Here is a 24,197-nt window from a genome sequence, read left to right as displayed (position 1 = left end):
GCGACGTGACGGCGGGCGACCGCCGTCGCTTCGACAACGACGAAGCCCATCCCGGCGTCGTGGCGCGATCCGCCACGACGCCTCAAGCATTCGAGGAATACCGATGAGCAATATCTCCGCCCAACTCGTGAAGGAACTGCGCGAGCGTTCCGGCGCCGGCATGATGGAGTGCAAGAAGGCGTTGGTCGAGAACAACGGCGACATCGACGCCGCGATGGAATGGCTGCGCAAGACCGGCATGGTCAAGGCCGAGAAGAAGGCCGACCGCATTGCCGCCGAAGGCCGCATCGCCGCCGCGCAGGCCAGCGGCAAGGCCGTGCTGGTCGAGGTCAACAGCGAGACCGACTTCGTCGCCAAGGCGCCGAACTTCATCGAGTTCACCAACGCCGTCGCCGAGGCCGCGCTGAAGGCCAGCGCCGGCGACATCGACGCCGTGAAGGCCGCCGCCTTCCCGGGCGCCGCCAGCATCGAGGAAGCCGCCAAGGCGCAGACCGCGACCATCGGCGAAAAGATCGAAGTGCGCCGCGCGGCGCGCGTCGAGAACGATGGCCCGCTGGCCACCTACTCGCACGGCGGCAAGATCGGCGTGATCGTGGCGCTCAAGGGCGGCTCGGACGAGCTGGCCAAGGGCATCGCCATGCACGTAGCGGCGATGAACCCGCCCTATGTGAAGGCCGAGGACGTCCCTGCCGACTTCATCGCCAAGGAAAAGGAAATCGCGCTGGCCGCGATGTCGGACAAGGAAAAGGCCAAGCCGGCCGACATCCTGGAAAAGATCGTCTCGGGCAAGATCAACAAGATCGTCTCCGAGGTCACCCTGGTCGGCCAGCCCTACGTGCTGGACACCAACGTCACCGTGGGCGACGCGCTGAAGAAGGAAGGCGCCGACGTGGTTTCGGTGGTGCGCCTGGCCGTAGGCGAAGGCATCGAGAAGGTGCAGGAAGATTACCTGGCCGAAGTCGCCAAGGCGATGCAGGGCTGAGGAGCGCGCTCGTGCGCTCCCCGCTCTGGAATGAGCGCACGCGAAGCGGAGCCTGATTCGCCCTGCGAATCAGGCGAGTCAAAAAAGGAGCAAAAGCCCCTTTTTGACCATCAAGCACGAATGCTCTTGCTCTAGCCTTCCAAACGCCCGTAAACAAAAAGCCGCGGACACCCGCGGCTTTTTCATGCCTGAAGCGACAGGCAGTTTAGCCGTGCAGCGCTTCCACTGTCGGCGCCACCTGCGCTTCGCGGTTCAACTCACGGCCCAACACTTCCAGCCGTTGTGCCAGTTGCACCGCGTCCGGCGCGCAAACCGTGGCGTGCCCCACTTTGCGACCGGCACGGGCCGACTTGCCGTAGTCATGCCAGTGCGCATCGACGCCCCGCAGCACGGGCGCCGGGTCGGGCAGCTCGCCGATCCAGTTGAACATGGCCGACTGCCCGCGTGCGCCGGTGTCGCCCAGTGGCAGGCCGAGCACGGCGCGCACGTGATTCTCGAACTGGCTGGTATGCGCTCCCTCGATGGTCCAGTGCCCGGAGTTGTGCACGCGCGGCGCCATCTCGTTGCCCAGCAGCTCGCCATCCTTCACGAACAACTCGAGCGCGAACACGCCCACGTAATCCAGATGCTCGGCCAGCGTGCGCGCCAACGCAGTAGCGCGCGGCTGCAACTCGTCGATCTGCGGCGCCGGAGCCAGGCTCATCGACAACACTCCATCCACATGCCAGTTGCGGGTCAACGGCCAGGTACGGAAATCGCCGTCGCGGCCACGTACCGCCACCACCGACAGCTCGCGCTGGAACGGTACGAAGGCTTCCAGAATCAGGCCGTGCTTCGCCGCTTGCGCCCCCAGCGCGGCCCAGGCCGCATCGGCGTCAGCCAACGACTTCAGGCGAAACTGACCCTTGCCGTCGTAACCCAAACGTCGCGTCTTGAGGATGGCCGGCGCACCCACCGCGGCCAACGCTCGATCGAGGCCGGTTCGATCGTCCACCGCCATGAACTCGGGCGTGTGCAGGCCACACTCGCGGAACAGGGTCTTCTCGGCGAGGCGATCCTGCGCCACCGCCAGGGCGCGCGGGTTCGGGAATACCGCCACGCGCTCGGCCAGCCACTGCGCTGTCTCGGCCGGCACGTTTTCGAAATCGAAGGTAACCACGTCGACCTTGCGCGCAAACTCTTCCAGCGTGGCGTAGTCGCCCCAGTCGGCCTTGACCAGCGGCGCCACCTGGCCGGCGCAGGCATCGGCGGCACTGTCCACCACCAGGCTGTTCACGCCCAGTGGCGCCGCCGCCAGCGCCAGCATGCGCGCCAACTGGCCGCCGCCGAGGATGCCGAGCACGGGTTGGCGCGACTCGCTCATGCACGCGGGTCCGGCTGATCGAGCACGGCCTGCGTCTGCTTGGCGCGCCAGTTCTCCAGCGCCTGTGCAAGGCGGGTATCGTGCAGCGCCAGCACCGCGGCGGCGAGCAGGCCTGCGTTTACTGCACCGGCGCGGCCGATCGCCAGCGTGCCTACCGGGATACCGGCCGGCATCTGCGCGATGGAAAGCAGGGAATCCATGCCGTTCAGCGCCTTCGACTGCACCGGCACCCCGAGCACCGGCAACCGGGTCTTGGCCGCCAGCATGCCCGGCAGATGGGCGGCACCGCCGGCACCGGCAACGATCACCTGGATACCGCGCCCGGCTGCATGCTCGGCATAACGAAACAACAGATCCGGCGTGCGGTGGGCAGACACTACCTGCACTTCGTGTGCAACGCCCAGCTCGGTCAGCACCGCGGAGGCGTGCTCCATGGTTTCCCAGTCCGAGCGCGAGCCCATTACCACGCCCACCCGCGGCGTTTCCGTCGTTGCTGTCATGGTTCGGCCGTCCAAAAGGGGTTATTGTACGGGCTTTCCGGTTTCGCAACGATTTTGCCCCATGGACAAGCGTCTGCTCGACATCCTGTGCTGCCCCGTAAGCAAGACACCGGTGCGCCTGCTCGGTCGCGCCGAGCTGGGCGCGCTCAACGGCGCCATAGCGGCCGGCGGCCTGGTGACGACAGCCGGCAACACCGTGGGCGAGCGTCTTGAAGAAGGCCTGATCACCATCGACCGCAAGCTGGTTTATCGTGTCGCCGACGGCATCCCTGTGATGCTGCCGGAGGAAGGGATCGCCACTATCCAACTGCACGACTTCCCGACCGCCGGCTGAGCCCCCCTTCCCTCGCCACGAACCCGCCGATGGACCGGCCCGCCCGCAAGACGCCACCTAGCCAACGACAGACTCCCGGTATGGCCATGACCGACGCCTTCGAACCGCCCAAGATCGTGCCGCTAGGGCCACGTCTCGACGCCAACACGGGCGAACGCGTGGGCGAGTTGCTCAACGCCGTGCGCGGCATAGCCGGCAAGCGGCTGCAGCAGTGCCTGGGCAACCTGTTCGAGCATGTGGACGACGCGCTGTTCGATCTCGCCGAAAAGGCCGAGAACAACGCCACCCAGACGCATTACTTCGACGGCATGCGCGAGGTGCGCAAGCGCCGGCCGGCGGTCGAACGCAGCTTCCTCGCCACGGTGAACCGGGAGCTGGGCGGCCTGACTGGGAACGCCGCCACGGCATCCGCCACGCCGGCGCCAGCGATGGCCGAGCTTTCGCTGGTGGCCGATGCCGACCTGGAGGAGTCGCTGGCGATCACCAGCATGGGCAGCAAGCACGAGAGCCGGCTGGCGCGCGACCTGTTTGCGATCAACCAGCGCCTCTCAGTGATCTGCGGTGGCCGCAAAGTCGAGGATTCCAGCAACCCGATCGCCCCGACGGCGCTCTCGCAGGCCTTCCGGCTGGCGCTGAAGGAGCTGGCCGCGGACATGCGCGTCAAACTGCTGATCTACAAGCTGTTCGACCGCTATGTGCTGTCCACGCTGGAAGAACTGTACGCCGACGCGAATGAAACGCTGGCGCGCGCCGGCGTGCTGCCGCAGCTGCGCGTATCGGCGCCGCGTGGCGGCACCGCAACGCGCACCGCCACGTCAACGGCATCCGTGGCCACGGGTGGAGCCGGCACGGACGAAGCTGCCGATCCCGCTGCCGTCGAACTGCTGCAGACCCTGCATAGCCTGTTCGTCGCCCGCCGTGGCGGCGAAGCACCTGCAGCGACCCATGCCGGCCATGCGAGCAGCGGGCCACCTCCTTCCGCCGGCGAACTGCTGGGTGCGCTCAGCGTGCTGCAGACCCAGCTGGCGGCTGGTGGTGCCCAGCAGTCACCGTCCATGGTGGACGGCACCGGCAATTTCGATCGCGAAGCCGTCTCACAGCTCAAGGAGCAACTGCTGGGCCAGCTCGGGGCGCTGCGCGGCATGCGACCCACCCATGTCGCAGGTGTCGACGAGGACACCATCGACCTGGTCGGCATGCTGTTCGAGTTCATCCTCGACGACCATACCCTGCCGCCCGAGATGCAAGCGCTGCTGGCGCGGCTGCAGATTCCCTACCTCAAGGCCGCGATCCTCGACCGCAAGCTGTTCGCCCATCGCCAGCATCCGGCGCGCCGCCTGCTTGACGCCCTCGCCGAGCAGGCCAAAGGCTGGTCGCCGGAGTCCGATCGCGACAATCGCCTGCACGACACGATCAAGAGCATTGTCGACCAGTTGCTCCACGAGTTCGACGACGACCTCGGCATATTCGAGCGCCTGCTGCAGGGGCTGCAGCAGTTCCACGAATCCAACCGGCGCCGCTCCGAACTGGCCGAGCAGCGTGTGGCCGAGTCCACGCGCGGCCGCGAAAAGCTGGAGCAGGCGCGCCGACGCGCCGCCCGCGAGATCGTCGAACGCATCGACGGCCGCAAGTTGCCACCGCTGGTGCATGAAGTGCTGGCTCGCGCCTGGGCCAACCATCTGGTGCTGGTGTTGCTGCGCCAGGGCGAAGAGTCGGGCGAATTCCGTGACGCCCTGCGCTTTGTGGACGACTTCATCGCCAGCACGCGGCCCGTGCCGGACGCCACCTCGCGCCAGCAATTGCGCCAACTGCTGCCTGCTATCGAACGCGCGCTGCGCCAGGGCCTGGCCAATGTCGCTTTCCAGCCGCAGGACATCGAGCGCCTGCTGACCCAACTGCGCGACTGGTACGGTCAGCAACTGGGCGAGCCGGCGCGCGTCGCCGTACCCAACGCACCAACAGTCGCCGAGACGGCCCCTGTCGCCGCGATTCCGGAAAGCATCCAACCCATCGTCGAGCAGCACGCCGAGCCGGAGGAATTGCCCGAGGAAAGCGTACCGGTCGACACCGACAGCCCCGAATGGAAACAGGTGGAGGCATTGCAGCCCGGCATATGGCTGGAGTTCCAGCTGCCGGACGAACCGATGGTGCGCGCCAAGCTTTCCTGGGTCAGCCCGATGAGCGGCCGCTATCTTTTCGTCAACCGGCGCGGGCTGAAGGTGGCCGACTACTCGCCGCAGGAACTGGCCGTGCTGCTGGCCAGCGGCCACGCCCAGGTATTGGCCACCAATGCGCTGTTCGACCGCGCGATGAGCGCCATCGTCAGCCGCCTGCGCCAGCCCGACGCACCCAACAGCCCGGACGCCGGATGAATTCTGGTTTCATGTTCGACCCGCCCAGCTCCGACTTGATCGCCACCGACGTGGAACGCGCTTTTGCCGAGGATTTCGGCAAGGGCGACGCCACCGCTGAATTGCTGCCGGCCGACGCCGTGGCCGATGCCGTGCTCACTTGCCGCGACAACGCGGTGATTGCTGGCGCGCCATGGTTCGATGCCTGCTTCCGGCGCCTGGATCCCGCCGTGCAAATCCATTGGCAGGTGCGCGAGGGTGAGCGCGTGGCACCGGATACCACGATCTGCCGGCTGTTCGGCCATGCCCGTTCGCTGGTGAGCGCCGAGCGTTCGGCGCTGAACTTCCTGCAGCTGCTCTCCGGCACCGCCACCGCTACGGCCACCTACGTGGCAGCGGTGGCCGGAACCCGCACGCGCGTGCTCGACACGCGCAAGACCGTGCCGGGCCTGCGCCTGGCGCAAAAATACGCCGTGCGCTGCGGCGGTGGCCACAACCACCGCATCGGCCTTTACGACGCGATCCTGGTCAAGGAGAACCACATCATCGCCGCCGGCGGGATCGTTCCCGCGGTGACGGCCGCGCGCCGTTTGCATCCCGACCTGCTGCTGGAAGTCGAAGTGGAGAACCTCGACGAACTGGAGCAGGCGCTGGACGCCGGCGTGGATCGCATCATGCTCGACAACTTCGACGTGCCGCTGATGGACGAGGCCGTGCAGCTCACCGCGGGGCGCGTGCCGCTGGAAGCTTCCGGCAACGTCGACCTGCGCACGATTGGCGAATACGCACGCACCGGGGTCGATTTCATCTCGGTCGGTGCGTTGACCAAGCACGTACACGCGGTTGACCTTTCGCTGCGCCTGCGCATTTCCTGAACTTGCACGCCGCGCCGCCTGCCCACACACTGCATGCATGGGCAACATCCATGATCTCCTGATACTGCTGGCACTGGTCGCCGCGATAGCGTTGTGGCTGAAGTTGAGCGCCGCGCGCGACCGCGCGGCCACCGAAGCGCGCCTGCAGTGCGAACGCTACGGCCTGCAAATGCTGGACGAGTCCGTGGGATTGCGTGCATTGCGGCTGCGTCGTGTGGCCGGCCGCCAGCGACTGGAGCGCTGCTACGGCTTCGAAGTGAGCATCGACGGCGCGGATCGCGAACAGGCTTCGTTGTGGGTACTGGGTGACACGCTCAGCGAGCTGCGGCTGCCCACGGTCGTGCTCTCGCCGTCGGATCAGCTCGATATCCCGGCCGCCGGCACGGAAACGTGGCATCCACCCACCGAGCCGGGCGCACCTCACGCGGACGGCGCTGCCAGCAGCAATGTGATCCCGCTACGTCCACGCCGCCGCTCCAGCGGCGGCAACACACTGCACTGAGATCGATCGACACCCGGAGCCCGGTTACGCTCATCGAGCGCCCCGCATCCGGAAACATTGTCTTATTTGATGACCCGCAGGAACGGTGCACCGCGCTTGGGTTTGTCGCCGCCCGCACCGCCCTGACTGGATGGCGGCTCGTCGGGCGCTGGCGCGGGCGGTGGTGTATCGCCACCTTCCTCGTCGGTCGGGAACATCATCCCCTGCCCGTTCTCCTGCGCGTACAGCGCGAGCACCGAGCCGACCGGGATGCGCACCACCTGGCTGACGCCAGAGAAGCGCGCAGAGAACCCAATCCAGTCGTTGCCGAGTTCCAGGTTCGCCACCGCGCGCATCGCGATGTTGAGTACCACCTGGCCGTTCTTGATCACTTGCGGCGGCACGCGCACGCCTTCGCCGCTGGCATCGATCAAGAGGTACGGGGTCAGGCCGTTGTCGCTGATCCAGTCGTAGATCGCCCGCAACAGGTAGGGGCGATTGGAAGTCATCGGTTGCGTTGCTTCGCTCATCAGGGTCGCATGGCCTTTTCTTGCTCGGTCATGCTGCGCGCAAAACCCTGGCTGTGGAATAGCCGCTCACCATAATCCAAGATCGGCTTGCCCTCGCGCCCCAGATCCACGCCCAGCCACGGCAAGCGCCAGACCACCGGCGCCACCAGGCAATCTGCCAGGCTCATCTCGGGATTGAGGAAGAACTTGGATGCCTTGAACAACGGCAACGCCGCCAGCAGGTGCGCACGCAGGCGCTTGCGCGCAGGTTCGGCGGTGCGCCCACCGGCACGGATGGTATCCACCTCAACCAGCCAGTCCTTCTCGATGCGCACCGCAGCGACGCGCAACCTGGCACGCGAGAGCGGGTCGATCGGCATCAGCGGCGGGTGCGGGTAGCGCTCGTCGAGGTATTCGCACACCACGCCCGCGTCGTACAGGGTCAGGTCACGATCCACCAGGGTGGGCGTGCTGCCGTAGGGGTTGAGGTCGCGCAGATCCTCCGGCGGCTTGCCCGGCTCGACCAGTGCGCGCTCGTAGCTGACGCCCTTGGCGGCCAACACCAGCCTGGCACGATGGCACTGGATGTCATCGGCCGTGGTGTAGAGGGTGAGTGCATTGCGTGAGCGGGCGCTTGGAACCATGCGCGATATTCCTGTTGCGGTTGCGCGAATGCGGCAGCCCCTGGCCGCCGCATTCGATGGTATTGCTGCCGGGAATCAGTGGACGTCTTTCCAGTATTCCTTCTTGAGCAGGTAGGCCAGCAGGGTGAACAGCGCCAGGAACAGCAGGACCCAGACCCCGTAGTGATGCCGCTGCAGGGCCGCCGGCTCCGAAACGTACTCCAGGAAGTTCACCAGGTCACGCGTGGCCTGCTGGTATTGCCCAGGGGTCAGCTTGCCGGGATGCGCCAGCTCCAGCTTCTCCGCTTCATCGGAGCCGGGTTTGGTCACTGCCACCTGCTCGCCCTGCAGTTCCCACAGCGGGAACGGCATCGCCGCGTTCGGCAGCGTGGTGTTGTTCCAGCCGATCGGGCTCTTCGGGTCGAGGTAGAAGGTATTGAGGTAGGTGTAGACCCAGTCGGCGGTCTTCGCACTCACTTCCAGCGACAGGTCCGGCGGGGCCTTGCCGAACCACTTCGTCGCGTCCTCCGCCGGCATGTGCGAGATCACCGGATCCTCGAACTTGGCGCCGGTGAAGTTGAGGTTCTGCATCACCTGCTGCTCGGTCAGCCCGAGATCGTCGGCGATGCGCGAGTAACGCATGTACTTCAGCGAGTGGCAGCCCACGCAGTAGTTGAAGAACAGCTTGGCGCCGCGCTGCAGGGAGGCCTGGTCGCGGATGTTGGAGCCGGACGCCATCAACTGCCCTTCGCCTTCGGCATGCGCCGCCGGCTGACCGGCAAACAGCAGGCCAAGAGCCAGCGCAAATGCAGGAAGGAGTCGCTTCATCAGGAGCTCGGGCTTCATCAAGAGCGTCGGCTTAGTCATGCGTCGTCACCCGATCCGGAACCGGCTTGGTCTTTTCCCAGCCGAAATGTGTGTAGGCCCACAGGAAAGCGAAGAAGCCGAAATAGATCAGCGTCATCGTGCGGCCGAACGCGTTCTCCCACGTGGTCAGGTCGACGTTGCCGAACCATGCGGGGATCACCTCCGCGGTGATGCCCGCACCCACCGCACCGAGGCCGAAGAACGCGATCACGAACAACGTCAGCGCCACCTTGTAGCCGGTACCCCGGTAGCGGACCGACTTGACCTGGCCACGGTCGAACCAGGGCAGCAGGAACAGCACCGCGATTGCGCCGAACATCGCCAGCACACCCCACACGGCCGTGCCTGCGAATGACGGGATCATGCGCACGATCGCGTAGAACGGAGTGAAGTACCACACCGGCTTGATCTCTGCCGGGGTAACCAGGTTGTTGGCCGGGATCGAGTTGTCGTGCTCGAGGAACCAGCCGCCGAAGGTCGGCGCGAAGAAGATGATGAAGGCTGCCACGATCAGGAAGAAACCAACCCCGAACAGATCCTTCACCGTGTAGTACGGATGGAACGGGATGCCGTCGGCCGGCTTCAGCGCGTCCCAGCGGTTGCCCTTGGGGCCGTGCTTGACGTCGACGCCGTCGGGGTTGTTGGAACCCACCTCGTGCAACGCGGCCAGGTGCAGCACCACCAGCAGCAGCAGCACGATCGGCAGCGCGATCACGTGCAACGCGAAGAAGCGGTTGAGCGTGGCGTCGGCGGGCAGGAAGTCGCCCATGATCCACTCGACCAGGTGGCTGCCGATCACCGGGATGGTGCCAAACAGCGACACGATCACCTTGGCGCCCCAGAACGACATGTTGCCCCAGGGCAGCACGTAGCCCATGAAGGCCTCGGCCATCAACACCAGGAAGATCAGCATGCCGAGCAGCCACACCAGCTCGCGTGGCTTCTTGTACGAGCCGTACATGAGGCCGCGGAACATGTGCAGGAACACCACCACGAAGAACAGCGATGCGCCGGTGGAATGCATGTAGCGGATCAGCCAGCCCCACTCCACGTCGCGCATGATGTACTGCACCGAGTCGAAGGCGCCGGCCGCGCTCGGGTTGTAGTTCATCGTGAGGAAGATGCCGGTGACGATCTGGTTGACCAGCACCAGGATTGCCAGCGAGCCGAAGTAGTACCAGAGATTGAAGTTCTTCGGCGCGTAGTACTCGGTCATGTGCTTGCGGTACGTCGGCGCGAGGCCGGGCGCACGCTCGTTGACCCAGTCGCCGATGCGGACGAATACGTTGGCCATCACGCGCCCTCCTTCGGATCCACGCCGATCTGCACGGTCGTATCGTCGATGAAGTGGTACGGCGGAATTTCCATGTTCTTAGGCGCAGGCACACCCTGGTATACACGGCCGGCCATGTCGTAGCGCGAGTGGTGGCAGGGGCAGTAGTAGCCGCCTTGCCAGTTCGGGTCGAACGGCTCGGGCTTGAGGTCCGGCACGTAATTCGGCACGCAGCCCAAGTGGGTGCAGATGCCGATCATCACCAGCCACTCGGGCTTGATCGAGCGCGTTTCGTTCTGTGCGTACTTGGGTTGCTGAGCGGCGGAGGCGCCGTCGGATTTCGGGTCGACGAGCCGCGCGTCCTGCTTGGGCAATGCGGCCAACTGCGACGGCGAGCGGTTGACGATGAATACCGGCAGGCTGCGCCAGCCGACGATCAATTGCTGGCCTGGTTCTATCTTTTTGAGGGATTGGGTGACCGGAGCCCCTGCGGCTTTGGCTCGCGCGCTGGGTTCCCACGACTTGATGAAGGGCACGGCTGCCGACACGATCCCCACGCCACCGACCACTGCGGTGGCCGACGTGAGAAACCGGCGGCGGCCATGATCGACGACTTCGTTCGCCATCAGGCTCTCCGGTACTTGCTGCGTCAAGAAGGGCTCGCGCCCAGCAATCAGATTGGAACCCCTGTGAATCGCGTTAGTCTAGCGTCAGCCCCCACACCGTACAATAAAAGGGCTGCGGCTATTCGACGCTGCTCGTCGTCGCCAGCCTAACCCACCGCCAGCCCGCCCGTCACGGACTCGTAGCACGACATGAAACATGCCGCCGGCACGCTCGCCTTCCTCGCCCGCTGTGTCGTCGCCGGCTTGGCCGCGGCCTTCGTGATCGGCCTGCTCTGGCCGGCCAGCGGCGAGCGCCTTCGTGCGCGCCTGCACTTGCCTGTCGCGCAGACCAACGACGCACCGCCCCTCCATGCCCCCGCGTCCTATGCCGATGCGGTCGCCGCGGCGGCGCCCTCGGTGGTGAACATCTATGCCGACAAGATCGTCAACGAACGGGCGATCAAGATGTACGACAACCCCATCCTGCAGCAGATGCTCGGCGGCACGCTCACCACTTATGCGCGCCGCGAACAGACGCTCGGGTCGGGCGTGATCGTCAGCGCGCAGGGCTATGTGCTCACCAACTACCATGTGATCTCGCACGCCACCGACATCCAGGTACTGTTGTACGACGGCCGCGTGGCCAAGGCCACCCTGGTCGGTGCGGACGATGAAACCGACCTCGCCGTGTTGAAGATCGACGCCGGCAACCTGCCGGTAATCCAGCTCGCCGAGCAGAACCTGCGCCCCGGCGACGTGGTGCTGGCGATCGGCAACCCGCTGGGCCTCAACCAGACCGTGACCATGGGCATCGTCAGCGCAGTGGGGCGCCAGTTGAACGCCTCCAGCGCCGAGGATTTCATCCAGACCGATGCGGCGATCAACCTCGGCAATTCCGGCGGCGCCCTGGTCAACACCACGGGCCAGCTGGTGGGCATCAACACCTTGCTGATCAACCAGACCACGAACACCAAAAACATCGGCTTCGCCATTCCGGCCGGGACCGCCAAGAAAGTGCTGGATCAGATCGTCGCCACCGGTCACGTGGTGCGCGGTTGGCTGGGCGCCGATTACACCTTCGTGCCGGTGGACGCCAACAGCGGCCTGCCGCCGGCTGCGCGCGGCGCCTCGGTCGTCGACGTTTACCCGGGCAGTCCCGCAGCGCTGGCCGGCATCCAGTCGCGCGACATCCTTCTGCGCATCGGCGACGACGATATCCGCGACCCGGCAGACCTGCGTCGGCGCGAAGCGGCAATCAAGCCCGGCACCAAGGTGGAAATCTCCGGGCTGCGCAACGGCAGCCCATTCCATGTCACGGCCACGCTGGCCGAACGGCCGCCGATGAGCGCGGCCGCGGCGACCGACAACGGCGAGCAGCAGTGACTCAGCCCGAGCGCTCCGCCTGCGGCTCGTGCAGCTTCGCCTCGTAACGCTTGCGCAGGGTATCCACGCGCTCGACGTAAACCTGCGTTTCCGCATAGGGAGGTACGCCGTTGTACTTCTCCACCGCCCCGGGGCCGGCGTTGTAGGCCGCAGCGGCGAGGTGCTTGTTCCCGTTGAAGGTGCGCAGCAGCAAGGCCAGGTAACGCGCTCCGCCGCGGATGTTCTGGCTGGGGTCGAACGCGTCGAGGACCCCCATGCTGACAGCCGTGCCAGGCATCAGCTGCATCAATCCCTGCGCCCCCTTGATCGACTGCACGCGCGGATTGAACGCGCTCTCGGCGTGGATGATCGCCCGGATGAAGGCTTCGTCCACGCCCGATTCCCGGCTGGCCAGCTGGATGGCATCCGCGTAGTCGGCCGTGTTGAGATGCACGGTGTCCCAATGGATATTCGAGTGCAGATCGCAGGCGATACAGGTGAGTATCATCAACACGTTCTTCGTCAGCACATCGCCGTTTTGCCGCATGGGTATGGAATCGCCGAAATACACGCTGCCGTCGGCGTGCACTACTTTGTAGTAGTGCGTTTCTATGTAGTGGCGCGTCTGTTGATCCTGTGCCGGGTTGGCGCCTGGACCGCTGTCTGCCGCCGAATTTGTCTTCGGCATGGCCTCGGCTGCAGCGACTCCCCTCATTCCTTCCGATGCCGGCCGGGCCGTGGTGAATACCTCGCTGGTTACCTGCGCCAGCGATGCCAAAGGCAATCGGTCGATGCTCGCGCTGTACACGCGCCCCGTCACGCCGGACAGGGACGCCGCCGGTTTCGCCACGGCACGACGCAGCGCCGGACCTTGGGCACCCGCTATGCGGCTGCATCCCCGAAAGCCCACCGTACTGGTGGTATATGCCACTTCGCCGCTGGCTCCGGTGCAGCGGTACAGGGTGCTGGCGTGCGCCTTCGGCAGCCAGAATGCCGCCAGCAGGGCGCAGCCCAGCGCGATCCGTGCAAGGATCATGCTGGTCGTTGGGGAACCGGGATCAGGCCGGCCGGCGTTCCCCCTGTGGCGCACGGCTTCAAACATGGCGGCAGTGTGCCGCCGTGCGACTTCCGCGCCAAGAGCGATCGCATCGTTTCGTGCACCATGCCCGCGCAACGAACCGCCTCAAGTATCTGATCCGACAAGCCCGCTGATGGCAGGCAAGGGCCAGCCGGCGTAAAATGCGCGGTTCGGCGCAATCCGCGCCGCGCCTCGCGCAACCACGGTAACCAGCACCATGAGCGGCAAGCTTTTCATCAAGACCCACGGCTGTCAGATGAACGAGTACGACTCGGCCAAGATGGCCGATGTGCTCAAGGCATCGCACGGCCTGGAGCTGACCCAGGACGAGTCCGAGGCGGACGTGATCCTGGTCAACACCTGCTCGATCCGCGAGAAGGCGCAGGAGAAGGTGTTCAGCCAGCTCGGCCGCTGGAAGGAACACAAGCAGGGCGGCAGGCCAGTGCTGATCGGCGTGGGCGGCTGCGTCGCCTCACAGGAAGGCGAGGCCATCATCAAGCGCGCCCCCTACGTGGACCTGGTGTTCGGCCCGCAGACCCTGCACCGCCTGCCCGAGCTGATCGAGTCGCGCCGCGAAAGCGGCAAGCCGCAGGTGGACATCTCCTTCCCCGAGATCGAGAAGTTCGACAAGCTGCCGGAGCCGCGCGCCGAAGGCCCCACCGCCTTCGTCTCGATCATGGAAGGCTGCTCGAAGTACTGCAGCTACTGCGTGGTGCCCTACACCCGCGGCACCGAGATCAGCCGTCCGTTCGACGACGTGCTGGTGGAAGTGGCGCAGCTCGCCGAACAGGGCGTTCGCGAAGTGAATCTGCTGGGCCAGAACGTCAACGCCTACCGGGGCCCGATGCACGACGGCGGCATCGCGGATCTTGCCGTGCTGATCCACGCCATCGCGCAGATCGAGGGCATCGGCCGCATCCGCTTCACCACCTCGCATCCGCTGGAGTTCTCCGACTCGCTGATCGAGGCCTACGCCAGCGTGCCCAAGCTCGCCAACTTCCTGCACCTGCCGGTGCAGGCCGGCTCGGACCGTATCCTCGCGGCGATGAAGCGCGGCTACACCTCGCTGGAGTTCAAGCAGAAGATCCGCAAGCTGCGCGCGGTGCGCCCGGACATCTGCGTGTCGTCCGACTTCATCGTGGGTTTCCCCGGCGAAACCGACGAGGATTTCGAGAAGACCATGAAGCTGATCGAGGACGTGGGCTTCGACCAGAGCTTCAGTTTCATCTTCTCCGCCCGCCCTGGCACCCCGGCGGCCAGCCTTGCCGACGACACACCGATGGCGGTGAAGCATCAACGGCTGGAACGCCTGCAGGCCGCGATCAACACCAAGGCAAGGGCCATCAACGAGGCGATGGTCGGCACCGTGCAACGCGTGCTGGTGGAAAAGCCCAGCACCAAGAACCCGCACGAACTCGCCGGTCGCACCGAAAACATGCGCTACGTGAACTTCCCCGGCGACGCACGCATGATCGGCCGCTTCGTGGACGTGTTCGTCACCGACGCCATGACCAACTCGCTGCGCGGGCGCGTACACGCGCTGGCCGAAGCGGCCGCCTGAGATTTGATTTACCTCCTCTCCCCTCCGGGGAGAGGAGCGGGGTGAGGGGTCAATCTGGCCACACGCTCCGCAGGTTTTCGCAAGACCATCCCCTCACCTCAATCCTCTCCGCGGAGGGGAGAGGAAGCCCAAAAGCATGACCCCAGGCCTCAACGAACGCGATTTCGCCCTAGCCCCGGAAGACAACGCCCGGCTCGCCAGCCTGTGCGGGCCGTTCGACGAGCACCTGCGCCAGATCGAACTGCGCCTGGGCGTGGAGATCGACCACCGTGGCAACCTGTTCCGGGTGATCGGTGAGGAAACCGGCGCGCGCGCCGCCGAGAAGGTGCTGCGCGCGTTGTACGTCGTCACAGAGAACGAGACCCTCAACGGCGCGAAGATCAATCTGCACCTGGCCGAATCGGGCGTGGATTCTCTCACCGACGACGCGGGCGAGGGCGCACAGGAAGTCGCCATCAAGGTGAAGCGCGGCGTGATCAAAGGCCGCGGCGCGAACCAGGCGCGCTACCTGCACGCCATCGCGCGCCACGACATCAATTTCGGCGTGGGCCCGGCGGGCACCGGCAAGACCTACCTCGCCGTGGCCAGCGCGGTGGAGGCGCTGGAGGCGAACCGCGTGCAACGCCTGCTGCTAGTGCGTCCTGCCGTCGAGGCCGGCGAGAAACTGGGCTTTCTGCCCGGGGACCTCTCGCAGAAAGTCGACCCCTACCTGCGCCCGCTGTACGACGCGCTGTACGAGATGCTCGGCTTCGAAAAGGTGGCCAAGCTGATCGAGCGCAACGTGATCGAGATCGCGCCGCTGGCGTACATGCGAGGCCGTACGCTCAACGACTCCTACGTGATCCTCGACGAGGCGCAGAACACCACCGTCGAACAGATGAAGATGTTCCTCACCCGCATCGGCTTCGGCTCGGTGGCGGTGATCACCGGCGACGTCAGCCAGGTCGACCTGCCCCGCAATGTGCGCTCCGGCCTACGCCATGCCGTGGAAGTGCTGCGTGGCGTGGACGGCATCAGCTTCACCTTCTTCACCTCGCGCGACGTCGTGCGTCACCCGCTGGTGGCGAAGATCGTGCGCGCCTACGAGGCCTTCGAGCAGGCATCCGAGGAACAAACGCGGTGAGCACGACGACTCTGCATGTGGGCTATGCCGTACCACGCGCCGGCATCCCGTCGTCCACCAGCTTCCGCCGTTGGGTGGAAGCCGCGCTGCATGGGGCCAAGCGGCGCAAAGCCACCGAACTCTTCATCCGCATCGTCGATGCCGGCGAAGGCCGTGCGCTCAACCGCGATTACCGCGGCAAGGACTACGCCACCAACGTGCTGTCCTTCGAGGCGGAACTGCCGCCGGGCATGAAGTTGCCGCTGATCGGCGACATGGTGATCTGCGCCCCCGTGGTGGCACGCGAAGCCGCCGAACAAGGCAAGCGCGCACACGACCACTGGGCCCACCTCACCGTGCACGGCGTGCTGCATCTGCTCGGCCATGACCACATCGTCGAGGCCGAAGCCGTGGCGATGGAGGCGCTGGAAACGCGCATCCTCGCCGGCCTGGGCATCGCCGATCCCTATGCGTGACGGCTGCCCACGATTTCCAAACACTCTGCGCCGGAGGCTGTTTGCGTGCAGGCCAAGGAAGAGCGAAGGAGTGGACGTGCGTCCAAGACCGAGCGATGACGCAAGCCTACGCGCAAACAAACCCGGCCCTTCGCGTTGTCATCGATTGAGCGCCATACGGCAGCGCGCGGCTTGACCTGACAGTAGTCGGGCATTGCGCCACGCACTTCCACCGGACGCCCAATCGATGGCAACGTGGGGGTGCCTGGAGATCGTGAGCAGGCTCTTACACCCTGAACTGTCACGCTTTTTCCGCTAGACTCGTGCTTCCGCCCGCATCCGGGCAGTTGCAACCCGAGTAATGAACGACGACCCCGGCAGTACCAGCGGCCCGGCCCATCGCAAATGGTGGGATCGACTGGGCCACCTGTTTTCCGGCGAACCGCGCAACCGCGCGGAACTGATCGACGAGCTGCGCACCGCCCAGGCCAACGGCCTGCTGAGCGCCGACACGCTGCCCATGCTGGAGGGCGCGCTCAAGGTCACCGAGCTCACCGTGGACGACGTGATGGTGCCGCGCGTGCAGATCGTGATGATCGCCGCCGACGCCCCGCTTTCCGACATCCTTTCCGCCGTAGTCGAATCGGGCCATTCGCGCTTTCCCGTGCACGGCGAGGACAAGGACGAGATCCTCGGCGTGCTGCTGGCCAAGGACCTGTTGAAGTACTTCGGCAACGGCGCCGATTTCGACATCCGGGCGATCCTGCGCCCCGCGGTGCTGATTCCCGAGTCGATGCGCCTCAACGTGCTGCTGGCGGAGTTCCGGCGCAGCCGCAACCATCTGGCGATGGTGGTGGACGAATACGGCGGCGTGGCCGGCCTCATCACCATTGAGGACGTGCTCGAGCAGATCGTCGGCGAGATCGACGACGAGCACGACGACGCGGAAGAGCCGGCGCAGATTCATGTCCAGGCCGACGGCTCATGGCTGGTCAGCGCGCTCACGCCCATCGAGGACTTCAACGAGGAAATCGGCGCGGACTTCTCCGACGAAGAGTTCGACACCATCGGCGGCCTCGTCACCGCCGAGTTTGGCCACCTGCCCGAAGTGGACGAGGAAACTACGGCAGGTGAATTCCGGTTCCACGTCACCGAAGCCGATGACCGCCGCGTGCAACAGTTCCACGTGTCACGCCGCGCGTCGGACGCCTGAGCCACGCATCTGCAGTGACCAATGGGCTATGGCTTTCACCCCTCCCCTGGTTGCAGAGGAAGGGTGCAGCGGGATACACCTCTCGTCACAAACCTTCCCTCGTCCCATGCTTTCCCTGCGTGCAGGGGAAGATGAAAAGCCCGGAACCCATGCGCCCTACCGCCCGCCTGCTCACCTTCCTTGTCCTGCTCCTGTTGGCCGTCTTGCCTGCCCATGCGAGCATCGCCAATGCTCCTGGCGCCAACCTGGAAGTCTCGCTGGTCACCTATGGGCCCGGCGACGTGTATTGGGAGCGCTTCGGCCACGACGCGCTGGAGCTGCGTGACACCGTCAGCGGCGAGGCGATGAACTTCAACTACGGCGTGTTCGACTTCAACGAGAAGAACTTCTTCCTCAACTTCGCACGCGGCCGCATGCACTACCTGATGGATGCCGAGCCCACCGAGGACGAAGAGGGCTACTACGTGCAAGTAGGCCGTTCGATCACGCGCCAGCATCTGGCCCTCTCGCCGGGGCAGGCCGCCGCGCTGCGCGACTTCCTGCTCTGGAACCTGCGCCCGGAAAACGCCGGCTACAACTACGACTACTACGCCGACAACTGCACCACCCGCGTGCGGGATGCATTGGACAAGGCGCTTGGCGGTGTCATCAAGGCGCACCTGACTGCACAAGCGGCCGGCATGACCTACCGCCAGCAGACCGACCGCCTGATGAGCGCCCAGCCCTGGCTCATGTTGCTGCTCGACCTGGGACTCGGCCCCTATGCCGACCAACCGCTCAATGCGTGGCAGGGAAGCTTCCTTCCCGCCGAGTTGCAGGCGAACCTGCGCGACGTCCGCGTAACCGACGATCACGGTGGCAAGCGACCATTGGTGCAGGACGAGCAACTGCTGTCACCCAACCATGTTTCGGTGCCGCCGGCACTGGCACCCGATCTACGCATGCCGCTCGGCATAGCCGGCTTGATCTTCGCCATCGTGCTCGCGCTGACCGCGCGGCGCCGGCCAACGGCGCACGCACTACTCGGCACGCTCTACCTCATCGCCGCCGGCCTCGTCGGCATCGTGTTGCTCGCGCTGTGGACGCTCACCAGCCACCACTCCGCCTGGGCCAACGCCAACCTGCTGTTGTTCAGCCCGCTCGCCTTTCTCCTGTTGCCCACCTTGTGGCGCGTCCGCCACGGCATCGCCCCCACTCGTTTCGCCAACATCGTGCTGATGCTGCAATTGTTCGCGGTGCTTGCCACCGTGGCGCTGCACCTGCTGCCTGGCGCCGTGCAGCAGAACCAGCCTTGGATACTGCTGGCCCTGCCGGTCTGGCTGGCACTAGCGTGGAACTTGCGCCGCGTGACCCCGGCACGATCGTGAGGACAGTTTTGGGCGCGGCTCCGCTACCCAACCGCTAGCAGAGCCGCGGCGCCTACGGCTGCGGCGTGCCGATACCCAATTTCTCGGCCATCGCCGGCCCCAGCGAAGCTGCGAAGCTGCTGGTCAGGTGCTGGTTGTCGCGAAACACCACCAAGCCATCGCGTTCTGCCGAGCACACTTTCCCAGGGCATACTTGGCTGTCCATGTCCAACACACCGACATTGGCAAAGCGGCTCGCCGCCTCATCGAGCCATCGATACACCTGATCCGCGTGGCCATTGTCCACCCGGGCACTGCATGCATGCTGCAAACCGAGCCACGCTGGCCGCCCCGCATGCTCCGCCAGGCAATCCGGCCCGTCGAACGGCAGGCTGGGCGTGTCGCGCAATAGCCAGATGCGGCCCACTGCGGGGTTGAGCGCGCCTAACACCTTAGCCGTGCCGGTTACCCATTGTTCTCTTGAGAAGCCGTTCGTGTCCGTCGATCCAAGCAGCACAACATCGGGCTTGATCTCGGCGATCTGTGCCAGGGCATGTGCGCGCCACGTCTCACATACGGTGTATTGCTTGCCAATCCGGGCATAAAAGAAGGGCACGTCCACCATCGGACAGGACGACTTGGTAAGCACCAGCAAGCGCCAACCCGGTCGATCGAACACCTTGGCGACGGCTGGGAACCACTGCCCGGCGTGACTGTCGCCCATCAACACTGCCGTATGCATGGCATCGGCTGGACCGAAGGCACAGATACGTACCCGGTCACTCTGGTACCAATCATCGCAGCCCATGCTGTAAATGACCGGCGCATCGCCATGCGCCAAGACGTAGCGCTGCATGGTGGGCAACTTCATCCGCTCGTCGGCGCGATTGTTCCAGCGCACGCACAAACTGTTGGCCACCAGCATCAGCGCCAGCGCTGCGAAGATCGCCGTGCGAGGACGCGTCAACCATTCTTGTCGGTTACGGACAGGCGCTTCGATGTACCGGCAGGAGACATAGGCAAGCAGCAGTGACAGCAACAGCCAGGTAGCCCGGTATTGCGGCGCGTCGGAGCCAGTGAACGCGTAGCCGAGCAGCAAGATCGGCCAATGCCACAGATACCACGAATAGGAAATCCCACCGATCCACTGCAGGGGCCGCCACGATAGCAGTCGCGATACCCCTACCGGTTGCGTGGTCATGCATCCCGCCGCGACGACGCCCGCGGCACCCAGCGTGGGCAGCAAGGCATAGCCGCCCGGATAAGGAATGTCCGCACTGAACCACACCGCCGCCAGTGCGATTGCGGCCAACCCTGCCCACCCAGCAACCGGCAATAGGTCGGCATAGCGACTCATCACTTGCAAGGCACCGGCCGCGCCGTTTCCCTTGAAATACAGCCATACCAACGCACCAGCAGCGAACTGCCAGGCGCGCATTGGCATCATGTAGAACGCTAGCTGTGGCGCCTTGTAGCTCAGCCACACGCACGCCGCGATGCTGACGAGCGCGACGACGAACATGCCGATCTTCAATCGCGCCATGCCGGGCTCGCCATCACGCCCAAGCAACCACACCAGCAGCGCCGGCCAGATCAGATAGAACTGTTCTTCCACGCCCAGTGACCACGTGTGCAGGAACAGATTCGTCTCGGTTCCCGGTGAAAAATAATCCAGTCGGGCGAAAGCGAAATGGATGTTGCTCAACCACAGGGTCGCCGTGGCTGCCGCGGACGACTGTCCGAGCTGTTCCGCCGGCGCCAGCAACAAGGACGCTAGCGCGCCGACTATCAACAGCATCACCAGCAATGCCGGCAAAAGACGGCGCAGGCGGCGCACGTAGAACTCCGCGAAGGAGAGCCGCCCGGTACTGGTGATCTCATTCACCAGCAACCCGGTGATGAGAAAACCGGATAGCACGAAGAACACGTCCACGCCAACAAAGCCGCCGCGCAGCCAAGGCACACCGGCGTGCACAGCAACCACCAGCAGGATGGCCACGGCACGCAGTCCCTCGAGGTCGGCACGGTAACCCAGCCGGTAATCGTGCCCCTTCATTACTCTGCGCCCCTGTTTCATGACGAATACAAACCCGACGGATGGTACAGGCAGGCAAGGATCCACGTCTCACGGCGTTGCCGCATCACGGCCCGCACGGCATCATGCCCACATGAATCCGATGGCCCGCGTCCCTAGCGCATCCGCCAACACCTCGATGGTCGTCAACTGCGTCGCCTATCGCAACAACGGACAGCGCATTGGAGACGTGGACATTGATGCAATAAGCGACGTGCTCAAGGAACCCGACACCTTCGTGTGGGTGGGACTGCATGAGCCGGATGAAACACTGCTGCTACAACTGCAGGAAGAGTTCGACCTGCACGATCTCGCCATCGAGGATGCGCAAAGCGCACACCAGCGCACCAAGATCGAGGCCTACGGCAACTCGCTGTTCATCGTGGTGCAGACGGCGCAGCTGGACAACGGCCACATCGCCTTCGGCGAAACGCATATCTTCCTGGGGCCACGCTACCTGGTCACCGTTCGCCACGGCGCATCGCTGTCGTACGCCCCGGCGCGGCGCAGCTGCGAACACACGCCGGAACTGCTGGCGCTGGGCCCCAGCTATGGCCTGTACAGCGTGCTGGACTTCATCGTGGACAACCTGCTGCCCATCGTGCGCGACCACCGAGAGGAACTGCAGGAGCTGGAGCAGAGCATTTTCTCCGAAAACTTCAACCGCGATACCGTGCGTCGCCTGTACGACATGCAGCGCGACCTGATGACACTTCGTCTTGCCGTAGCCCCGTTGCAGGACGTCATCAGCCAGCTGGTGCGCCTGCATCCGCAACTGATCCCCGACGAGCTCGCGGTGTATTTCCGCGACGTGCACGACCATGTGACACGGGTGAACGACTCCATCAACGCCATGCGCGAGATGCTCGCCGCGGCAATCAACGTGAATCTTTCACTGGTCACTTTCGGCCAGAACGAAGTGATGAAGAAACTCGCCGGCTGGGCCGCGATGCTCGCCGCCCCCACCCTCATCACCAGCTGGTACGGCATGAATTTCCAACACATGCCCGAACTGTCCAAGCCGTGGAGCTACCCGCTCATCATCGGAGTGGTGGCCTGCCTGGTCGGCGGCATCTACATCGGATTGAAGCGGGCGAAGTGGCTGTAGGGGCGCGTCTTGCGCGCCCCTACAGGCGCCAGCCCTTATTGCTGCGGCTCAGCGGTCCACTTCTTCAACCACGCATTCACCGTGTCGTGCCAGAGCACGCTGTTGTGCGGCTTCAGCACCCAGTGATTCTCGTCCGGGAAAGTGAGGAACTCGCTGGGGATGCCGCGACGCTGCATCGCGGTAAACGCCCCCAGACCCTGCGTGATCGGGATGCGGAAGTCGTCCCCGCTGTGCACCACCAGCATCGGCACGCGCCAGTCCTTGACGTGATCGATCGGGTTGAACTTCTCGTAATTGTCCGGCACCTCGAACTGCGGGCCACCGTTCTCGTGTTCCTCGAACCACAGTTCCTCGGTGGCGTAATACATCATGCGCGCATCGAACACGCCGTCGTGGTCGACGAGACATTTCCACGGCTGGTTCCACACGCCGGCGATCCAGTAGGTCATGTAACCGCCATAGCTTGCTCCCAGGGCGCAGGCGCGATTGCCGTCGAGGAAGCCGTACTTGCCCAGCGCGGCCTGCCAGCCGAGCTTGAGATCCTGCAGCGGCTTGCCGCCCCAGTCGCCCGAGATGGCATCGGTGAACTTCTGGCCGTAGCCGGTGGAGCCGTGGAAATTGACGGTGACCACCGCAAAGCCCTGCCCCGCATAGGTCTGCGGGTTCCAGCGGTAGCTCCAGCTGTTGGTCATTGCGCCCTGCGGGCCGCCATGGATGATGAAGGCCACCGGGTACTTCTTGCCTGGCTGGTAGCCCACCGGCTTCACCACGTAACCCTGCACGGTTTCGTCGTTCCAACCCTTGAAGGTGAAGAACTCGAAGTCGCCCTCGTGCGCGTTCGCAAGCATGGCAGCGTTGTAGTGAGTGACCTGTTTGAGATCCTTGCCGTCGGCATCCACAGTGTAGAGATCAGTAGGACGCTTCAGATCGTTGCGCGCAATCAGCAAGCGCGAACCGGCCAACGAATAGCTATCCACTTCGCCATCGCCCACTATCTGGCGCACCTTGCCGCTGGCCGCATCGACGGCGAACAGCGGATGCTGACCATTATCGTCGGCGGTGACGTAGAGCGTCTTGCCGTCCGCGGAAATACCCATGCCACCTGGCGAGCGATCCCACTGCGGGTCGATCTCGTGCGTCGCACCCGTGGCCAGGTCCAGCGCCATGATGCCGAAGCGGTCCGCCTCGAAACGCGGCGTTTTCATCGCAAGGTAGTACAGCGTCTTGCCGTCTGGCGAAGGCACCGGATAGGCATCCCAGGCCTTGTTCGCAGCAGTGAGATTCACCGGCGCCGCGGAACCATCGGCCGGCACCTTGTAGATGTCGAAGTTGGTGGACCACGGTTCGCTGTTGCCGGCGATGCGCACGTCGAAGTACACCGTCTTGCCGTCGGGTGAGAACGCGAATTCGCCGTCGTCGCCGAAGGGCTTGCTTGGGATGTCACCATCGATGCCGCGCGAAAGCAGGGTCGGCTCCGCGGGCAGCTGGCCTTTGGCATCGAAGTGCCCGAGGTAGAGCTGATTGCGCGTGCCGTCGGCCCAGGTATCCCAATGCCGCACGAACAATTTCTTGTAGATCGTGCCGCTGGCCTTGTCCGCCGCACGCTTGTCCTGCATCTGCTTGGTGCAGGCAAGCGTGCCGCAATCGGTGAACACCGCATAGGAAAGCAGCACGCTCTTGCCATCAGGGGCCAGCTTGTAGGCCTGCACGTCCAGTACGCCATGGCTCACCTGCACCGGGGCCTTGTGGCCAGTGAGGTCCATACCGTCTTTGCCCGCCGGGAAATCCAACCGCCATAGCTGCGACATGCCAGCGGCCGGAGCCAGGTAGTAAAGACTCTTGCCGTCCGCCGACCAGCGCGGCAAGGAAGCCCCCTTGTCCACCACCGTCACCGGTTTACCGTCGCGCGACAGATCCAGAACCGCCAGGGCGTTGACGCCCTTGTTCGCTGCGTAGTCCGTGCTGCGCACACCAAATGCCGCGTACCGCCCGTCAGATGACAGCTGCGGATCGCTCACCCGCTGCATCATCACCAGATCGCGCACATTGAACGGATGCGGCACATGCTCCAGCGTGATCGCGGTATCCATCGGTGCCACGGTATCGGTGTCAGCCGCCAGCACGGGCGAGGTCAC

The 24,197-nt window shown here is 64.9% G+C and carries 22 protein-coding genes; 12 read left to right on the top strand and 10 right to left on the bottom strand.

Annotation, left to right across the window (positions count from 1 at the left end; genetic code table 11):
• Nucleotides 1–103 precede the first annotated feature (103 nt).
• A complete protein-coding gene (gene tsf, locus ISP25_RS18495) occupies nucleotides 104–982 on the top strand; it encodes a translation elongation factor Ts (protein ID WP_404615916.1) in 879 nt (292 codons plus the stop codon).
• 205 nt (nucleotides 983–1,187) lie between these two features.
• Here the strand turns inward: tsf and ISP25_RS18490 are convergent, their stop codons facing one another.
• A complete protein-coding gene (locus ISP25_RS18490) occupies nucleotides 1,188–2,345 on the bottom strand; it encodes a 5-(carboxyamino)imidazole ribonucleotide synthase (protein WP_404615915.1) in 1,158 nt (385 codons plus the stop codon).
• Nucleotides 2,342–2,845: a 5-(carboxyamino)imidazole ribonucleotide mutase gene (purE, locus tag ISP25_RS18485; RefSeq protein ID WP_192156778.1), complete on the bottom strand. Its 504-nt coding sequence runs from the start codon at nucleotides 2,843–2,845 to the stop codon at nucleotides 2,342–2,344. Before purE ends, ISP25_RS18490 begins: the two co-directional genes overlap by 4 nt.
• A 61-nt stretch (nucleotides 2,846–2,906) precedes the next feature.
• Here purE and ISP25_RS18480 point away from each other — a divergent pair, with 61 nt between their 5' ends.
• The 4 genes from ISP25_RS18480 (at nucleotide 2,907) to ISP25_RS18465 (ending at nucleotide 6,907) form a co-directional block, all read left to right on the top strand.
• A complete protein-coding gene (locus ISP25_RS18480; protein WP_404615914.1) occupies nucleotides 2,907–3,179 on the top strand; it encodes a Trm112 family protein in 273 nt (90 codons plus the stop codon).
• A gap of 86 nt (nucleotides 3,180–3,265) precedes the next feature.
• The gene (locus ISP25_RS18475; RefSeq protein WP_404615913.1) at nucleotides 3,266–5,551 is read left to right on the top strand and encodes a DUF1631 domain-containing protein; all 2,286 of its coding nucleotides are present in this window, start codon (nucleotides 3,266–3,268) and stop codon (nucleotides 5,549–5,551) included.
• Nucleotides 5,552–5,562: 11 nt separating this feature from the next.
• Nucleotides 5,563–6,405, top strand: a complete 843-nt coding sequence (nadC, locus tag ISP25_RS18470; protein WP_404615912.1) for a carboxylating nicotinate-nucleotide diphosphorylase — start codon at nucleotides 5,563–5,565, stop codon at nucleotides 6,403–6,405.
• A 37-nt stretch (nucleotides 6,406–6,442) separates the two neighbouring features.
• Nucleotides 6,443–6,907 (top strand): DUF3301 domain-containing protein, encoded by a 465-nt coding sequence (locus ISP25_RS18465; RefSeq protein WP_404615911.1) that lies wholly within the window; start codon nucleotides 6,443–6,445, stop codon nucleotides 6,905–6,907.
• Between the two features lie 62 nt (nucleotides 6,908–6,969).
• Here ISP25_RS18465 and ISP25_RS18460 read toward each other — a convergent pair whose 3' ends face one another.
• The 5 genes from ISP25_RS18460 to petA form a co-directional block, all read right to left on the bottom strand.
• Nucleotides 6,970–7,395: a ClpXP protease specificity-enhancing factor gene (locus tag ISP25_RS18460; RefSeq protein WP_192156787.1), complete on the bottom strand. Its 426-nt coding sequence runs from the start codon at nucleotides 7,393–7,395 to the stop codon at nucleotides 6,970–6,972.
• Between the two features lie 20 nt (nucleotides 7,396–7,415).
• The gene (locus ISP25_RS18455) at nucleotides 7,416–8,039 is read right to left on the bottom strand and encodes a glutathione S-transferase N-terminal domain-containing protein (protein ID WP_404615910.1); all 624 of its coding nucleotides are present in this window, start codon (nucleotides 8,037–8,039) and stop codon (nucleotides 7,416–7,418) included.
• A 75-nt stretch (nucleotides 8,040–8,114) separates the two neighbouring features.
• A complete protein-coding gene (locus tag ISP25_RS18450; protein ID WP_404615909.1) occupies nucleotides 8,115–8,846 on the bottom strand; it encodes a cytochrome c1 in 732 nt (243 codons plus the stop codon).
• Nucleotides 8,847–8,877: 31 nt separating this feature from the next.
• A complete protein-coding gene (locus ISP25_RS18445) occupies nucleotides 8,878–10,179 on the bottom strand; it encodes a cytochrome b (protein WP_192156793.1) in 1,302 nt (433 codons plus the stop codon).
• The gene (gene petA / locus ISP25_RS18440) at nucleotides 10,179–10,784 is read right to left on the bottom strand and encodes a ubiquinol-cytochrome c reductase iron-sulfur subunit (RefSeq protein WP_192156795.1); all 606 of its coding nucleotides are present in this window, start codon (nucleotides 10,782–10,784) and stop codon (nucleotides 10,179–10,181) included. The genes ISP25_RS18445 and petA overlap by 1 nt, the downstream gene beginning before the upstream one ends.
• Before the next feature lie 189 nt (nucleotides 10,785–10,973).
• Between petA and ISP25_RS18435 the strand changes: the two genes are divergently transcribed.
• Nucleotides 10,974–12,146 (top strand): S1C family serine protease, encoded by a 1,173-nt coding sequence (locus tag ISP25_RS18435; RefSeq protein WP_404615908.1) that lies wholly within the window; start codon nucleotides 10,974–10,976, stop codon nucleotides 12,144–12,146.
• Between the two features lies 1 nt (nucleotide 12,147).
• Here ISP25_RS18435 and ISP25_RS18430 read toward each other — a convergent pair whose 3' ends face one another.
• Nucleotides 12,148–13,161 carry a lytic transglycosylase domain-containing protein gene (locus ISP25_RS18430; RefSeq protein ID WP_404615907.1) on the bottom strand — a complete coding sequence of 338 codons (1,014 nt, stop codon included), beginning with the start codon at nucleotides 13,159–13,161 and terminating at the stop codon, nucleotides 12,148–12,150.
• A 259-nt stretch (nucleotides 13,162–13,420) separates the two neighbouring features.
• On the opposite strand from ISP25_RS18430, the gene miaB reads away from it, so the two are divergent.
• The 5 genes from miaB to ISP25_RS18405 all read left to right on the top strand — a co-directional run bounded on the left by miaB (nucleotide 13,421) and on the right by ISP25_RS18405 (nucleotide 18,901).
• Nucleotides 13,421–14,764 (top strand): tRNA (N6-isopentenyl adenosine(37)-C2)-methylthiotransferase MiaB, encoded by a 1,344-nt coding sequence (miaB, locus tag ISP25_RS18425; protein ID WP_404615906.1) that lies wholly within the window; start codon nucleotides 13,421–13,423, stop codon nucleotides 14,762–14,764.
• A gap of 136 nt (nucleotides 14,765–14,900) precedes the next feature.
• Nucleotides 14,901–15,887 carry a PhoH family protein gene (locus ISP25_RS18420; protein WP_404615905.1) on the top strand — a complete coding sequence of 329 codons (987 nt, stop codon included), beginning with the start codon at nucleotides 14,901–14,903 and terminating at the stop codon, nucleotides 15,885–15,887.
• Nucleotides 15,884–16,342 (top strand): rRNA maturation RNase YbeY, encoded by a 459-nt coding sequence (ybeY, locus tag ISP25_RS18415; protein ID WP_404615904.1) that lies wholly within the window; start codon nucleotides 15,884–15,886, stop codon nucleotides 16,340–16,342. The genes ISP25_RS18420 and ybeY overlap by 4 nt, the downstream gene beginning before the upstream one ends.
• Nucleotides 16,343–16,682: 340 nt before the next feature.
• Nucleotides 16,683–17,534: an HlyC/CorC family transporter gene (locus tag ISP25_RS18410; RefSeq protein WP_404615903.1), complete on the top strand. Its 852-nt coding sequence runs from the start codon at nucleotides 16,683–16,685 to the stop codon at nucleotides 17,532–17,534.
• Nucleotides 17,535–17,683: 149 nt separating this feature from the next.
• Nucleotides 17,684–18,901 (top strand): lipoprotein N-acyltransferase Lnb domain-containing protein, encoded by a 1,218-nt coding sequence (locus ISP25_RS18405; protein WP_404615902.1) that lies wholly within the window; start codon nucleotides 17,684–17,686, stop codon nucleotides 18,899–18,901.
• 52 nt (nucleotides 18,902–18,953) lie between these two features.
• Here ISP25_RS18405 and ISP25_RS18400 read toward each other — a convergent pair whose 3' ends face one another.
• The gene (locus ISP25_RS18400) at nucleotides 18,954–20,936 is read right to left on the bottom strand and encodes an acyltransferase family protein (protein WP_404615901.1); all 1,983 of its coding nucleotides are present in this window, start codon (nucleotides 20,934–20,936) and stop codon (nucleotides 18,954–18,956) included.
• Between the two features lie 112 nt (nucleotides 20,937–21,048).
• Here ISP25_RS18400 and ISP25_RS18395 point away from each other — a divergent pair, with 112 nt between their 5' ends.
• A complete protein-coding gene (locus ISP25_RS18395; RefSeq protein ID WP_404615900.1) occupies nucleotides 21,049–22,062 on the top strand; it encodes a magnesium and cobalt transport protein CorA in 1,014 nt (337 codons plus the stop codon).
• A 35-nt stretch (nucleotides 22,063–22,097) separates the two neighbouring features.
• On the opposite strand, the gene ISP25_RS18390 is transcribed toward ISP25_RS18395, so the two are convergent.
• A complete protein-coding gene (locus ISP25_RS18390) occupies nucleotides 22,098–24,152 on the bottom strand; it encodes a S9 family peptidase (RefSeq protein WP_404616346.1) in 2,055 nt (684 codons plus the stop codon).
• Between the last annotated feature and the right edge of the window lie 45 nt (nucleotides 24,153–24,197).

The sequence above is a fragment of the Rhodanobacter hydrolyticus genome, assembly GCF_044904645.1.
Note: the sequence above shows the minus strand (reverse complement) of the source record. Positions and strands in the feature narration are given on the sequence as shown.

What these genes read in the sequence shown, in the direction of transcription:
- tsf (WP_404615916.1), top strand. Translation starts at nt 104, where the DNA reads ATGAGCAATATCTCCGCCCAACTCGTGAAGGAACTGCGCGAGCGTTCC.
- ISP25_RS18490 (WP_404615915.1), bottom strand. Translation starts at nt 2,345, where the DNA reads ATGAGCGAGTCGCGCCAACCCGTGCTCGGCATCCTCGGCGGCGGCCAG.
- purE (WP_192156778.1), bottom strand. Translation starts at nt 2,845, where the DNA reads ATGACAGCAACGACGGAAACGCCGCGGGTGGGCGTGGTAATGGGCTCG.
- ISP25_RS18480 (WP_404615914.1), top strand. Translation starts at nt 2,907, where the DNA reads ATGGACAAGCGTCTGCTCGACATCCTGTGCTGCCCCGTAAGCAAGACA.
- ISP25_RS18475 (WP_404615913.1), top strand. Translation starts at nt 3,266, where the DNA reads ATGACCGACGCCTTCGAACCGCCCAAGATCGTGCCGCTAGGGCCACGT.
- nadC (WP_404615912.1), top strand. Translation starts at nt 5,563, where the DNA reads ATGTTCGACCCGCCCAGCTCCGACTTGATCGCCACCGACGTGGAACGC.
- ISP25_RS18465 (WP_404615911.1), top strand. Translation starts at nt 6,443, where the DNA reads ATGGGCAACATCCATGATCTCCTGATACTGCTGGCACTGGTCGCCGCG.
- ISP25_RS18460 (WP_192156787.1), bottom strand. Translation starts at nt 7,395, where the DNA reads ATGACTTCCAATCGCCCCTACCTGTTGCGGGCGATCTACGACTGGATC.
- ISP25_RS18455 (WP_404615910.1), bottom strand. Translation starts at nt 8,039, where the DNA reads ATGGTTCCAAGCGCCCGCTCACGCAATGCACTCACCCTCTACACCACG.
- ISP25_RS18450 (WP_404615909.1), bottom strand. Translation starts at nt 8,846, where the DNA reads ATGAAGCGACTCCTTCCTGCATTTGCGCTGGCTCTTGGCCTGCTGTTT.
- ISP25_RS18445 (WP_192156793.1), bottom strand. Translation starts at nt 10,179, where the DNA reads ATGGCCAACGTATTCGTCCGCATCGGCGACTGGGTCAACGAGCGTGCG.
- petA (WP_192156795.1), bottom strand. Translation starts at nt 10,784, where the DNA reads ATGGCGAACGAAGTCGTCGATCATGGCCGCCGCCGGTTTCTCACGTCG.
- ISP25_RS18435 (WP_404615908.1), top strand. Translation starts at nt 10,974, where the DNA reads ATGAAACATGCCGCCGGCACGCTCGCCTTCCTCGCCCGCTGTGTCGTC.
- ISP25_RS18430 (WP_404615907.1), bottom strand. Translation starts at nt 13,161, where the DNA reads ATGATCCTTGCACGGATCGCGCTGGGCTGCGCCCTGCTGGCGGCATTC.
- miaB (WP_404615906.1), top strand. Translation starts at nt 13,421, where the DNA reads ATGAGCGGCAAGCTTTTCATCAAGACCCACGGCTGTCAGATGAACGAG.
- ISP25_RS18420 (WP_404615905.1), top strand. Translation starts at nt 14,901, where the DNA reads ATGACCCCAGGCCTCAACGAACGCGATTTCGCCCTAGCCCCGGAAGAC.
- ISP25_RS18410 (WP_404615903.1), top strand. Translation starts at nt 16,683, where the DNA reads ATGAACGACGACCCCGGCAGTACCAGCGGCCCGGCCCATCGCAAATGG.
- ISP25_RS18405 (WP_404615902.1), top strand. Translation starts at nt 17,684, where the DNA reads ATGCGCCCTACCGCCCGCCTGCTCACCTTCCTTGTCCTGCTCCTGTTG.
- ISP25_RS18400 (WP_404615901.1), bottom strand. Translation starts at nt 20,936, where the DNA reads ATGAAGGGGCACGATTACCGGCTGGGTTACCGTGCCGACCTCGAGGGA.
- ISP25_RS18395 (WP_404615900.1), top strand. Translation starts at nt 21,049, where the DNA reads ATGAATCCGATGGCCCGCGTCCCTAGCGCATCCGCCAACACCTCGATG.
- ISP25_RS18390 (WP_404616346.1), bottom strand. Translation starts at nt 24,152, where the DNA reads ATGGATACCGCGATCACGCTGGAGCATGTGCCGCATCCGTTCAATGTG.